At 65.2% G+C, this 13,002-nt stretch carries 11 protein-coding genes; 2 read left to right on the forward strand and 9 right to left on the reverse strand.

The genetic code is table 11. The annotated features are described in order from the left end of the window. The first annotated feature begins 6 nt into the window (after positions 1 to 6). Together ACLV8F_RS02940 and ACLV8F_RS02945 are read left to right on the forward strand one after the other, a co-directional pair. Positions 7 to 1,533, forward strand: coding sequence for a UxaA family hydrolase (locus ACLV8F_RS02940; protein ID WP_411882749.1), 1,527 nt, complete (start codon positions 7 to 9; stop codon positions 1,531 to 1,533). Positions 1,534 to 1,542: 9 nt separating this feature from the next. Next, positions 1,543 to 2,688 carry an Ldh family oxidoreductase gene (locus ACLV8F_RS02945; RefSeq protein WP_411882750.1) on the forward strand — a complete coding sequence of 382 codons (1,146 nt, stop codon included), beginning with the start codon at positions 1,543 to 1,545 and terminating at the stop codon, positions 2,686 to 2,688. A 142-nt stretch (positions 2,689 to 2,830) separates the two neighbouring features. Here the strand turns inward: ACLV8F_RS02945 and slmA are convergent, their stop codons facing one another. From slmA to ACLV8F_RS02990, 9 genes are all read right to left on the reverse strand, one after another. Next, complete coding sequence (slmA, locus tag ACLV8F_RS02950) at positions 2,831 to 3,481, reverse strand: nucleoid occlusion factor SlmA (protein ID WP_411882751.1); 651 nt, start codon at positions 3,479 to 3,481, stop codon at positions 2,831 to 2,833. 162 nt (positions 3,482 to 3,643) lie between these two features. Continuing rightward, a complete protein-coding gene (locus tag ACLV8F_RS02955; RefSeq protein WP_411882865.1) occupies positions 3,644 to 5,059 on the reverse strand; it encodes an ATP-binding protein in 1,416 nt (471 codons plus the stop codon). A 107-nt stretch (positions 5,060 to 5,166) separates the two neighbouring features. Next, a complete protein-coding gene (locus ACLV8F_RS02960) occupies positions 5,167 to 5,859 on the reverse strand; it encodes a response regulator (protein ID WP_411882752.1) in 693 nt (230 codons plus the stop codon). Between the two features lie 120 nt (positions 5,860 to 5,979). After that, the gene (argB, locus tag ACLV8F_RS02965; RefSeq protein WP_411882753.1) at positions 5,980 to 6,876 is read right to left on the reverse strand and encodes an acetylglutamate kinase; all 897 of its coding nucleotides are present in this window, start codon (positions 6,874 to 6,876) and stop codon (positions 5,980 to 5,982) included. A 93-nt stretch (positions 6,877 to 6,969) separates the two neighbouring features. After that, positions 6,970 to 7,863 carry an NAD-dependent epimerase/dehydratase family protein gene (locus tag ACLV8F_RS02970; RefSeq protein ID WP_411882754.1) on the reverse strand — a complete coding sequence of 298 codons (894 nt, stop codon included), beginning with the start codon at positions 7,861 to 7,863 and terminating at the stop codon, positions 6,970 to 6,972. Beyond that, positions 7,860 to 9,722 carry an NAD-dependent epimerase/dehydratase family protein gene (locus ACLV8F_RS02975; RefSeq protein ID WP_411882866.1) on the reverse strand — a complete coding sequence of 621 codons (1,863 nt, stop codon included), beginning with the start codon at positions 9,720 to 9,722 and terminating at the stop codon, positions 7,860 to 7,862. Before ACLV8F_RS02975 ends, ACLV8F_RS02970 begins: the two co-directional genes overlap by 4 nt. Before the next feature lie 26 nt (positions 9,723 to 9,748). After that, complete coding sequence (locus tag ACLV8F_RS02980) at positions 9,749 to 10,306, reverse strand: serine O-acetyltransferase (protein ID WP_411882755.1); 558 nt, start codon at positions 10,304 to 10,306, stop codon at positions 9,749 to 9,751. Beyond that, on the reverse strand, positions 10,303 to 11,754 hold the full coding sequence (locus ACLV8F_RS02985) for a hypothetical protein (RefSeq protein ID WP_411882756.1): 1,452 nt from the start codon (positions 11,752 to 11,754) through the stop codon (positions 10,303 to 10,305). The genes ACLV8F_RS02980 and ACLV8F_RS02985 overlap by 4 nt, the downstream gene beginning before the upstream one ends. A 16-nt stretch (positions 11,755 to 11,770) precedes the next feature. Beyond that, positions 11,771 to 12,979: a hypothetical protein gene (locus ACLV8F_RS02990; protein ID WP_411882757.1), complete on the reverse strand. Its 1,209-nt coding sequence runs from the start codon at positions 12,977 to 12,979 to the stop codon at positions 11,771 to 11,773. Positions 12,980 to 13,002 lie beyond the last annotated feature (23 nt).

The raw sequence follows: 13,002 nt of genomic DNA on the forward strand, positions 1-13,002 counted from the left end.
CCCACCATGACGCCCTTTATTCGCCTCCATCCCGCCGACGACGTCCTGATTGCCCGCGCCCAGCTGGTGGGCGGCACCCAGGTTGAAGACATTACTGTGCGAGGCCTGATCCCCGCCGGCCACAAGATCGCCACGCGCGCGCTGGCCGAGGGTGAGCCGGTGCGGCGCTACAACCAGATCATCGGCTTCGCGAGCAAGCCCATCGCGCCGGGTGAACACGTGCACACGCACAACCTGGACATGGGGCCCGACAAGGGCGACTTCGCGCGCGACTATGCCTTCGGCGCCGACGTGAAGCCGGCGCCCGCGAAGCGCGAGGCGACGTTTATGGGCATCAAGCGGCCCGACGGGCGTGTGGCCACGCGCAACTACATCGGCATCCTGTCCAGCGTCAACTGCTCGGCCACCGCGGCGCGCGCGATTGCCGATCATTTTTCGCGGCAGAACAATCCTTCCGCACTCAATGACTTTCCCAACGTCGACGGCGTGGTGGCGCTCACGCACGGCACGGGCTGCGGCATGGATTCGGACGGCCTGGGCCTGCAGATTTTGCAGCGCACGCTGACGGGTTATGCGACGCACCCCAACTTCGCCGGCGTGCTGGTGGTGGGCCTGGGCTGCGAGTCCAACCAGATCAACGCCTGGCTGGCCCACGGCAGCCTGCGCGAGGGTGAAACCCTGCGCGTCTTCAGCATCCAGGACACGGGCGGTACGGCCAAGACCGTGGCCAAGGGCATCGCGATGATCAAGGAGATGCTGCCGCAAGCCAATGCCGTGAAACGCGAGCCCTGCAGCGCCGCCCACATCACCATAGGCCTGCAGTGCGGCGGCTCCGACGGCTATTCGGGCATCAGCGCCAACCCTGCCCTGGGCGCGGCGGTCGACTTGCTGGTGGCGCACGGCGGTACCGCCATCCTCAGCGAGACGCCAGAGATCTACGGCGCCGAGCATTTGCTCACGCGGCGCGCGGTGCGCCCGGACATCGCCGAGAAGCTGATCTCGCGCATCAAATGGTGGGAGCACTACACCGAGATCAACGAAGGCGAGATGAACAACAACCCCTCGCCGGGCAACAAGGCCGGCGGGCTCACCACGATTCTGGAGAAATCCCTGGGCGCGGTCGCCAAGGGCGGCACTTCCAACCTGGAGGCGGTGTACGAATACGCCGAACCCGTGGGCGCGCACGGTTTTGTCTACATGGACACGCCGGGCTACGACCCGGTCAGCGCCACGGGCCAGGTGGCCGGCGGCGCCAACATCATCTGCTTTACCACCGGCCGCGGTTCGGCCTACGGCTGCGCGCCCTCGCCTTCGCTCAAGCTCGCCACCAACTCGGCGCTGTGGCAGCGGCAGGAAGAAGACATGGACATCAACTGCGGCGAGATCATCGACGGCGGTGTCTCGGTGCAGGAGATGGGGCAGCGCATCTTCGAGATGGTGCTGGCCACGGCCTCGGGGGAGCCGAGCAAGAGCGAAAAACACGGCTACGGCCAGAACGAGTTCGTGCCCTGGCAAGTTGGCGCGGTGATGTAAACGCAGGCCATGCAAAAAACCCTTCAAGCCCCCGATCTGCGCGCCCACTGCGCCCGCATCCTCGTTGCCGCGGGCAGCTCGCCCGAAGAAGCCGACAAGGTCGCCGCCAACCTCGTCATGGCCAACCTCAGCGGCCACGACTCGCACGGCGTGGGCATGCTGCCGCGTTATGTGGACGCGGTGCTTGAAGGCGGCCTCACGCCGAATGCGCAGGTCAAGACCGTGCTGGACGCCGGCGCGCTGCTGAGCCTCAACGGCCAGCGCGGCTACGGCCAGGTGGTCGGCGAGCAGGCCATGCTGCTGGGCATGGCCCGCGCCAAAGAGCAAGGCAGCTGCATCCTGGCGCTGGCCGAATCGCACCACCTGGGCCGCATAGGCCATTTCGCCGAGATGGCGGTGGCGCAAGGCTTGGTGTCGCTGCACTTCGTGAACGTGATGACGCGTCCGGTGGTGGCGCCCTGGGGCGGCGCCGACGGCCGCTACGGCACCAACCCCTGCTGCATAGGCATACCCTTGAAACAGCCCGCCGACGTGCGCCGCGCCGGGCCGCCCCAAGCAAGCACAGCCCCCTCGGGGGGCAGCGAAGTACACGAAGTGACGAGCGTGGGGGCCCATTTCATTTTGGACTTCGCCACCAGCCGCGTGGCCCAGGGCAAGATGCGCGTGGCGCACAACCAGGGCAAGTCGGTGCAGCCCGGCCTGCTGATTGACGAGCACGGCCAGCCGACCACCGACCCGGGCGTGGTGGTGGTGCCGCAGGCCAATGGATTTTTCGGCGCGCTCATGCCGTTCGGCGAACACAAGGGCTACGGCCTGGCCGTGGCCTGCGAATTGCTAGGCGGCGCGCTGACCGGCGGCGGCACCTGGCACCACCCGACGGTGAGCGTGCGCGCCGTCTACAACAGCATGCTGACCATCCTGATAGACCCGGGCAAGCTCGGCACGCAGTCGGCGATGGAAAGCGAGGCGATGGCCTTTGTCGAATGGCTGCGCAAAAGCCCGCCGGCCGACGGCGTGCACGGCGTGCAGATTGCCGGTGAGCCCGAGCGCCGCGCGCGCGTGGAACGTGAGCGCGACGGCATCGAGATCGACGCCAGCACCTGGGAGGAAATCGTGGGCGCGGCCGGCAAGGTGGGGATGAGCCTAACGGACTGAGACCGTCAGTTGACCCGCGGGCCGCGCGAGGGGGTGATTCTTTATCAGTGGGGGCCGGGGTCCGGCTTTGCCGGCCCCAAGGCGCCCGTCCCCTGGGGAAAAGGCGCGACACGAAGTGCGCGTCCGACAGGGATGGCTCTTGTTAGCCCAATATGGTCGCGAGGCTGGCTTCGAGGTGCTCGGACGGCAAGCGCTTGAAGCCTGAGCGGGCAAAACGCTGCAGGCGGCCGACCATAAAGGCGACGATGACGGAGGCGCGGACCTGGGCGTCCACCGTGGGGGTGGCGGCGCCGCTGGCGGCCGCGGCGTCGCGCAGGCTTTGTTTGAGGCTGGATTCCAGTTTGTCGAAGAACTGGTTCATGCGCTCCTGCAGCCGGTCGTTCTCAAACACCAGGGCATCGCCGACCATGACGCGGGTCATGCCGGGGTTCTTTTCGGCGAATTGCAGGATCATGACGACCAGCTTGCGGGTGCGGGCAGCGTGGTCGGGTTCGCGTTCGCCGATCTGGTTGATCAGGGTGAAGACGCTTTGCTCGATGAATTCGATCAAGCCTTCGAACATCTGGGCCTTGCTGGCGAAATGGCGGTACAGGGCCGCTTCGCTCACGTCCAGCTTGGCGGCCAGGGCCGAGGTGGTGATGCGTTCGGCGCCCGGCTGCTCCAGCATGGTCGCCAGCGCCTGCAGGATCTGGACCCTGCGCTCCCCCGGTTTGGGGCGCTTGCGCACCGCAGGCTCGGCGGATGCTGGCGTGGCCTGCGGGCTCACTTCGGATTCAGACGCTAAGTCGGACATAGGCGATGGAATGGAGAATGTTTCAAAAAACCGGAAATCGTTGCAATTGATTCTCGCACAGGGAAGTGACGGATCAGGGCTTGCGATGCCCGGGTTTTACCGCGTGAGGCGAAGCTACAACGTTCTGTTTCGTAACAGCGAGCGCTCACTGTGGCCGGGGAACTACAAACTCAGGCGGACCCGCAATCCACGCGGTCCCGGGGCGTCGGCGACGGCGTCGTCCAGTTCCAGCTGGGAATGGTGGACACGGGCAATTTCGCTGGCAATGGCCAGGCCCAGGCCGTTGCCCTCCCCCACCGTGCCCTGCACCCGGTAAAAACGCTGCAAGGCCTTGGCGCGCTCGTGCGGCGCGATGCCCGGGCCGTCGTCTTCAACTTCCAGGAACACGCCGGATTGCCCGGCGTCACCGACGCCCTGCGGGCCGGGACCGCAACGTATGGTCACCGTGCCGCCGGGCGGCGTGTATTTGACGGCGTTGTCCACCAGGTTGCCCAGCAGTTCGCGCAGCAGCCATTCATAGCCGGTGGCCTGGGCGGGCTGGGCTTCCAGGCCCAGGTCTATGCCTTTGCGGGTGGCGGCATCCAGGTGCAGCGGCAGGATGGACTCGCACAAATCCTTCAAGTCCACCCGCTGCATGGGCTGGGCCGCGGCGGCCGACGCGTCGGCGCGCGACAGGGCCAGCAGCTGGTTGGCCAGTTGGGAAGTGCGCCGCGTCGCGTTGCGCAGCTTGATGATCTTGTCGGCCGGCAGCGTGACCGCACCGTCCGAGCCGCCGGCCTGCGCCACCTTGGCCGCCTGCGCCCAGGCTTCGACCTGGGCCTGCAGGCCGGCCAGCGGCGTGCGCAGCTGGTGCGCGGCGTCGGCGACGAAACGGCGCTGGCCTTCCGCCTGGTCGTTGACCAGGCCGAACAGGCGGTTCAGCGCGCTGACCAGCGGCTGGACTTCGGCGGGCGTGGTGAGCGGGTCTATGGCGCTGAGGTCGCGCGGGCTGCGGCGCTCCACCGCGTCTTTCAATTCGATCAGCGGCTTGAGCGCCCGCGTGACGGCCCAGTTGACGGCAAAGCCGGCCGCCAGCACCAGGATGATGTTGGGCAGCAGCACCTTGAGCAGCACGGAACGCACCCACTGCTGGCGCGGGTCCGAGCCGTCGGCCAGTTCCACGATCAGCTCGCCCGCGGCGGTCTTGATGCGCTGGGCCGCGATGCGGTAGATCACGCCGTTGAATTCAATGCTGTGGAACTCGGGGTCGTGCGTGGCCGGCAGAATTTCGGGAATCCAGATCTCGCCGGCCAGGAACTGCCCTTCGGCGCCCGAAATACGGAAGCCGGCGGATTTGGTGCGGCCCTTGAGGAAATCCTCCACCTCGGGCGCCAGCAGCAGCACGGGGCCCTTGCCTGGCGTGGGGCCGGGCGCCACCACCGAATCGGCGAGCAGCGGAATCAGCCGCAGCAGTTGCTGGTCTTTTTGCAGGGCGACGTTGCCGGCGGTGCGGTAGTCAAAGTAAATGCTCACCAGCGCGAAAATTCCCAGCGGCACCAGCAACAGCAAGAGCAGGCGGCGCTGCAGGCCGGACTTCATGGCGGCGGGCACCAGGCGGCTGTTGCCGGTGCGCAGGGCCAGGCTGCGGAGACGGCCTTTGAGGCCGGCGGCCCGGGGTTGGCCGGGGGAGTCCATGGCCGCGCCGCTTATTCGGCGCCCGCGCCGGACGCCGCTTCCGTCAATTCCAGGCGATAGCCAAAACCCCGGATCGAGCGAACGGCGATGCCGTGCGGCTCCAGCTTGCCGCGCAGGCGCGAGATGTAGACCTCGATGGCGTTGGGCGTGATTTCCTTGTCCCAGCCTGTCATGGCCTGCAAGAGTTTGTCTTTACTGGCGGGTTTCGGGGCGTTGATCAGCAGGTATTCCATCACCGTCCACTCGCGCGGGCCGAGTTCTATCAACTGGCCGTTGGCGCGCGCTTCGCGGTTGGCGGTGTCGAGTTCCAGCGCGCCGAAGCTCAGGGTGGCGCTGGTGGCCGCCTGCGAGCGGCGCAGCAGCGCGCGCAGGCGCGCCAGCAATTCGGGCAGCTCAAAGGGCTTGACCATGTAGTCGTCGGCGCCCAGGTCCAGGCCCTGGACGCGGTCCTGCAGGGCGTCGCGCGCGGTCAGGATCAGCACCGGCATGGTCAGCCCGCCGCGGCGCAGGCGCCGGGTCAGTTCCAACCCGTCGATGCGCGGCAGGCCGATGTCGATGATGGCGGCGTCAAAGGTTTCGCCCTGGAGGACTTCCTCGGCCCGCTCGGCGCTGCCGACCCAGTCGACCGCGTAACCGGCGTCGCTAAGCCCCAGCTTGATGCCGCTGGCCACCATCACGTCGTCTTCAACTAACAGAAGTCTCACCTGGATTCCCCCCATGGCGCCTTTGGCGCCACCCCCTCAAGGGGGCGCCACCTGTGGCCCGGCAAAGCCGGTTCCACGGTGGCAGCTTGCGAAGAGTCCGGGCGCGTCATCACTGGGTGGCTAGTGTGATCGGATCATGGTGCCGTAGGCCTGGTCGGTCAGGATTTCCAGCAGCATGGCGTGCGGCACCCGGCCGTCGATGATGTGGACCGCGTTCACGCCGCTCTTGGCCGCGTCCAGCGCGCCTTCGATCTTGGGCAGCATGCCGCCCGAAATCGTGCCGTCGGCGAACAGCTCGTCGATCTCGCGGGCGCTCAGGTCGGTGAGCAGCTCGCCGGCCTTGTTGAGCACGCCGGGCGTGTTGGTCAGCAGCACCAGCTTCTCGGCTTTCAGCACCGTGGCCAGCTTGCCCGCCACCACGTCGGCGTTGATGTTGTAGCTCTCGTTTGCCTCGCCGAAGCCGATGGGGCTGATCACCGGGATGAAGGCGTCGTCCTGCAGGGCCTTGACCACGCTGGGGTCGATGCTGACGATGTCGCCGACAAAGCCGATGTCGTGCTCCTTGGTTGGGTCGTCCTTGTCGAGCATCTTGAGTTTTTGCGCGCGGATCATGCCGCCGTCGCGCCCGGTCAGGCCCACGGCCTTGCCGCCGGCCTGGTTGATCAGGCCCACGATGTCCTGCTGCACCTGGCCGGCCAGCACCCACTCGACGACTTCCATGGTTTCCTCGTCGGTGACGCGCATGCCCTGGATGAATTGGCCCTTTTTGCCCAGGCGGTTGAGCGCCGCCTCGATCTGCGGGCCGCCGCCGTGCACCACCACCGGGTTCATGCCCACCAGCTTGAGCAGCACAACGTCCTCGGCGAAGTCCGCCTGCAGGGCCGGGTCCGTCATGGCGTTGCCGCCGTACTTGATGACCAGGGTCTTGCCGTGGAACTTTCGGATGTAGGGCAGCGCCTGGGCCAGGATTTCGGCCTTGTCGCGCGGGCCGACGTGAGAGAGGTCGGGATCAGTCATGGGGGTGTCGCTCATGGCCAAAGGGCTTAAAAAGGGAAGATGGCGCAATTGTGCAGCATCGCCGGGGATTTCCGGATGACAGGCCCCGGCAGGTCAGCGCAGCGTCAGCAGGTAGGACGGGTCGAAGCGGCCGGGCCGGTAGCCGAAGTCGCGCGCCGCGTCCTGGTGGTCGAACACCAGGTCGGCCTGCATGCGCAGGGCCATGTCGGCCGTCAGGTGCGCAAAGCGCGGGTGCAGGCGCGCCAGCCGCACGGCGATGCGGAAAGCCCAGATCGGGACGGGGATGAACACCGGCTTGCGGCCCAGGGTTTCAAAGATGCGCCGCACCATGTCGACATAGGCCAGGGTTTCGCCGCCGCTCAGGTTGTAAGCCTTGTTGTAGCTCGCGGGCGCATCCAGGCTTTGCACGCAGGCCAGGGCCAGGTCGCGCGCATGCACCGGCTGCCGCCGGCCGCTGGCCTGGCCGAAGCGCGGGAAAAAGCCGAAGCGGCGCACCAGCCGCGCGATGTCGGCGACATTGCGATCCCCGCCAGCGCCGCCGTAAATCAGCGTGGGCCGGAAAATCGTCCAGGCCATGCCCAAACGCTCGCACTCGGCCGCCAGGTGGTCTTCGGCCGCGATGAGTTTGTTGACCACGCCCAGCTCATACGGGCTGGCCGATGCCAGCTTGGTAAACCGGCTGGTCGAGCTGAACGCGATGACGCGCCGCACGCCGCGTGCGTGGAACTTCGCGAGCCAGCTCGGCAGCAGCCAGAGGCTTGCGGTGTGGATGAGGGTGCCGGCTTCGATTTCGGGCAATTCCTGCGAAGCTTGCGCCAGGTCCGTCGAATACCATGCCAGGCCCGGCACACGGTCCTCTTCGGCCAGGGCCTGGCGTCCCAATGCCTGCACATGAAGGCCTCGCTGCAACAGCAAGGGAAGCAGCAAGGACCCGATGGTGCTGGTCCGCCCCGTCAAAAAAACGGCCTGGGAAGCGCTGTTGCTCATGCGCCGCTACGCCGGAAGTGCTCGGCGGTTTCTCTCAGCGCATCGTCCACGTCCACCGGGGGCTGCCAACCCAGCACACGCCGGGTCTTCGAGATGTCCACCTGCAATGAATCACACAGCCGCTGCATGACGGCCTCCTGCCCCACCAGCCGCGCCCCGCCCCTGAGCACCATGACCGGCACCGGAAGCAGCCTGGCCGGCTTACCCAATGCCGCGCCGGTGCGGCGCAACAGCCCGGAGATCGACAGGTCTTCGCCGTCGCTGGCCAGGAAAATCTGGTTGGCGGCGGCGGGATGCTGCACACAAAGCGCAATCAGGTCCGCCAGGTTTTCCAGGGCCACAAAACTGCGCCGATTGGGCAAGGCGCCCAGCGGCAAAGGCCAGCCTTTGAGCAGCCAATGCATCATCGAGTGGAAATTGGCCTTCACGCCCGGCCCGTAAACCAGCACCGGGCGGATGATGACGACCTCCAGCCCGGTCTCGGCCGCAAGCGCCAACAAGCCCTGCTCGGCTTCAAGCTTGGAGATGCCGTAAGGATCGGTGGGATGCGGCACATCTTCAGCGTTGAAGGGCTGGCCCACAGGCGTCACTTCGCCATTGACCTTGATGGAGCTGATGAAAATAAACCGCCGCACCCCGGCGGCCGCTGCCTGGCGCGCGAGATTCAAGGTCAGGGCCACATTGGTCCGGCGGAATTCGGCAAGTGGGTTTGCCGCGGTTTCGCGCATCAAATGGACGCGCGCGGCCAGGTGAATGACGCTGTCCACGCCGTCCAGCGCCGCCGACCAATCCGTGTTCGCGTCGATTTCGTCCATCGACATGCACTCGAATCTGCCTTGTGAATCCATGCGCTGCTGGTGCCGCACGACGCCGCGCACATGGCAATCCCTTGACGCCAGGTCGGCACAAACCGCTTTTCCGATAAAACCGTTGGCGCCGGTCACCAGGACGATCTTTCCCGGGTCAGTCAAGGCGATCGGTCGCGGTGCACCTGTCTTCGCGGCCTGCGCGCGGCCAATCGAGGCACTCTTGCGGCTGAACGCATCATCCGGATTGCTGCTGAACACGCCCCCCCACTTGCGCCAGTAAAGCAGGCCGGAGCGAACGGTGACCAGCCTCGAAGCCCAGGTGCGATGGGTGTCCCGCGCCCATTGGTGCACCACCTTGACGTCGGGAACATAGACGACCCGCGCCACCTGCAAGGCCCTGCGGCCTATGTCGGCATCTTCGTAATGCAGAAAATAGTCGGGATCGAACCCCTTGATCCGCTGCAGGACGCTGGTCCGGAAAAACATGCAGGACCCCGTCGGGTACTCCACGTCATAAATCGGCTTGTCATAGTCGCAATCCAGCATCTCGAATTCGGCAAGCGTCGGCTTGAACCACGATTGCAGCCATTTGGGAGAAAAACTGCGCAGGAACATGATGAGCAGGGTTGGATGGCGCTTGCACAGGTAGTGCCGCTCACCGTCCTCGCCAAACACGGCCGGGGTCAAGAGGCCGGTTTCGGGGTGGTCCTCCAGAAAGCGGAATGTTTCGCGCAACGACTCGGGCGCCACGAACAAATCCGGGTTCACCACCAGGTGGTAATCCGAACGGGCCGCCTCGATGACAAGGTTGTTGCCCCTGCCGTAGCCGACATTGCCGGGCGAACGCAGCAGGTGCACGGTCCAGTCGGGCATGGCGGCACGGCGTGCCTCAAGCCACTGGCCCAGACGCTCATGCAGGGCGGCGTCGCAGGAATTGTCGACGAGCGTCAACTCCAGAAAACGCTCGCCGTCTTCCTTGGCCACGCGGCCCGCTTCCTGCAAGGCCAGCAGCGTGCGTTCCAGCGTTGCCAGATCCGGTTTGTAGAGCACCAGCGAGGCGCTTAAAGAAAGAAGTGTCAATTTTTTTCCTGGGCGTTGTCTGCTTCTGCACGGAGAATGATCCTGGCGGGCACGCCGACCGCAATCGCATGGGCAGGCACGTCCTGCAAGACCACAGCATTGGCGCCCACTTTGGCGTGGTCGCCGACGGTCACGCGGCCAATCACTTTGGCGCCCGCACCAAGTACCACGTGGTTGCCGATGACCGGCCGCAGCGAAACCGTGAACCCCTTGTCCGGCTCCGCCGTGCCCAGGGTCACCCCCTGCAGGATGGTGACATTGTCGCCAATCCTCTCGGCGCCCAGGACGGTGCCCACGGTGTGCGGCAAAAACAGCCCGCCGCCTATCCTCACCAGAGGCGAGGACTCAATACCGAAAATGGCGACATTCGCCATGGTGAACAGTTTGGCCAGCACGCCCAGCCGCCGCTCGTGGAAAAATTCCGCCAGGCGGATCAGGACCACCGGCGCCATGCGCGGGTTGAAGCAGCTTGCGACCAGCCTGAGCGTCGAAACCGGCCCGGTATTCCCCATGAAGCGCTGGTAACGCTCAATATCCGCACGCAGATTTTTCACAGCACCACCCTTTTGTAAGCGACCAGGGATGCGGCGGCCACGGCCGGTCCCACCAGCAGGCAACACCATTGCTCAATGGACCAGTCCTGCGCAGCCCCCGCGCCCGTCAACACCAGCGCCGCCAGCGGAAGGGCTGCCGCCAGCAAAAAAGGCCAGATCAGCCTGCGCCGCATCAACGGGTTTTTGTATCCCGCATATTCCACCACAAACACCAGGTAGAGAAAGTTCGGCAGCACAAAGGCCCAGGCCAGCGCCGAAAGGGAAGAAAAACCCACAAGCGCAAACTTGACGGTCGCCAGCAGGCTGAGATTCAGCGCCAGGTCGGAGAGCAGCAACACGCGGGAATTCCGGGTGGCAAGAATCATGGTCCCGTACACCCACGAGATGCTGCGGAAAAGCACCGCGATCACCAGAACGGAGAGGACTTCCCCGGACGGCTGGAACTCCGGGCTGTACAGCAGCTTGATCAGAGGAGCCTTCAACAGGACCATGCCGTAACAAACCAGCACACCGCCGGCCAGCACCAGGTAGGCGGTTTTGAGCATGCAGGCCTTCTGGCTTTGCGCGTCGGTGGCCCGGGTCAGCAGCGGGAGGTAAATCGCGCTGCAGGCGGTCAGGAACAGCGTGGTGTAGTTGAAGGTCAATGTCCAGCCCGCATCGAACAGGCCGGCAAAGGCCAGGCCGCGCGCCTCGATCACCCAGGAGCGGATCAACAGCAATGCCAGGGTGGTGGAAAGCGCCGCCGCAAGGTTGGACAGCGCAAACCGCAAAAAGACCCGGCTTTCAGCCTTGGCCAGCCGCGGCGCCGGCAATGCGGCGGCAAGCCGGGGCAAACGCGACATCCCGAACAGGCCCGCGAGGCAGGTAATGCCGAAGCACACCACAAAGGACAGGGACAGCACAAACGGATCGGCCGGCAGGCGCCACCACCACGCGCCCGCCAGCAACATCACCAGCGCGGCGGGCCCGGCGATCTGCGCCAGGGCCAGATAAGGATAGGAGCGGTAGCCGTTGAGCACCGCCAGTGCATAGGTTCCGGCGACATTGAGCAGCACCGCCAGCGCGAGCCAGCGCACCGTGGCCACAAGCGCCGGCGCGCCGGATGACAGGAAAAACTGCGTCAGCGCGGGCGCGGCGACAAGTATGGCCAGCACCACCATCAGGCCGGACATGCCGACAAGGCGCGCCGCCGTCGCGCGGAATTGCCTGCGGGCGGCTTCCTCGTGGCGCTCCGACAGGCCCTGGACCACGGAATTCGTGCCGCCAAACGTCGCCCCCACCGTGGCGGCCTGCGCCATCTGCCTCATTTGCGAGAAAAGCCCCACGCCTTCCGGACCCATCCACAGGGCGACTGCCTTGAAACTGAGCAGCCACAAAAAGGCCGAACCAAACACGCCGGCCGTGCTGACCAGGATCCCGCCCCGCAGGCTTGGAGAAGGCGTGCTCATGGGACCGCGGCCGGCGTCAGCCGCCACGCTGTGGTGGCTCAGGCAAACGCAGGCGCGTCAGCAGCAGGCCCCAGATGAAGAACGCAAAAATCCCCGGATAGGGCTGCCGCAAGGTCACCTTGAAATTGCTGTCGATCAGCACCATGAACGCCACCAGCGCCGCAAGCCACCAGGTCTGCCCGGTCAGCGTTTTCCGGGAACGGTACAACAGCACGGCGGTAAACATCATCAGCGCCAACAGCGGCATCAGGGGCACCAGCCCGAAGCTGTAGACAAAATCCAGGTACCAGTTGTGGGCGCTGGTTTTGACTTCGCGCGGCAGCGGTTCCGCATGGCCCAGCAGCATGGTGTGATGGCTCTCGCTGATGCCGTCGTAAAAAAGCTTCCAGTCACCCAGGCGTTGCTCCAGGTTGACAGGCATCTTCCCGTCGGCCAATGTCTGGAATTTCCCCAGGTACTGCCCATTGTCATCAATGATGCTGGTGTTCGTCTTCGCGATGCCGTAGTAAAGCCCAATGACCAATCCGGCAGCCACGATACCCGTGCCAAACAGGATGAAGCCAATCAGCCGCCCCGTCTTCAGTTGCCACATCTTCCGGACAAAAAAGGCGATGACAAACGCGCTGTAAAGCCCGATGGCCAGGAAGGATGCGCTGGCAATGGCATAAATGCCCATGACCACGGTCAGGAAGCGCAATGCCGTTCTGTGCTGCTCCCACAAATGCACCATGACGAAACAGAACGCTGCCACAAAAATGACGGGCACAAACTGGAAGTGCTGGTAAATGCTGAACAGGTACAGGTTGTGCGTCAGGGTCAGCGTCTTCTGCCACCAGCCGGCGAGGAGCTGCGCCGGGACGAGCAGCAACAGCACCCACATGAAGGCTTTCGGAACGATGTTTTCTTTATCGGACACCAGCTGGCCGAGAACCAGCCCCATCGTCGGCAACAGGAATTGCAGTGCGATCAGCGCCTTTCTCTGTTGCATCGGCTGGTCGGCCCCGGCAAACAACAGGGAAACCAGCATCAATGCGGAAAACGATCCAATGAACACTGCGGCCGGCAGGGCCTGCCGGTAATTCCTGGCAAGCGCGAGCATCCCGAGCAGGCAGGCGATGACCGAGATCGGCAAAGGCAGTTTGCTGACCAGGCCGCCTGAATCCGTGATGGCGTTCACGTTGTAGTAGATGCCGCCGGAGAGCTGGAAAAACAGCGGAAACAGCAAGGCGATGGCGATAAGCCAGAGGG

The sequence above is a fragment of the Polaromonas sp. YR568 genome (assembly GCF_943369675.1).
GTDB lineage: Bacteria > Pseudomonadota > Gammaproteobacteria > Burkholderiales > Burkholderiaceae_C > Polaromonas.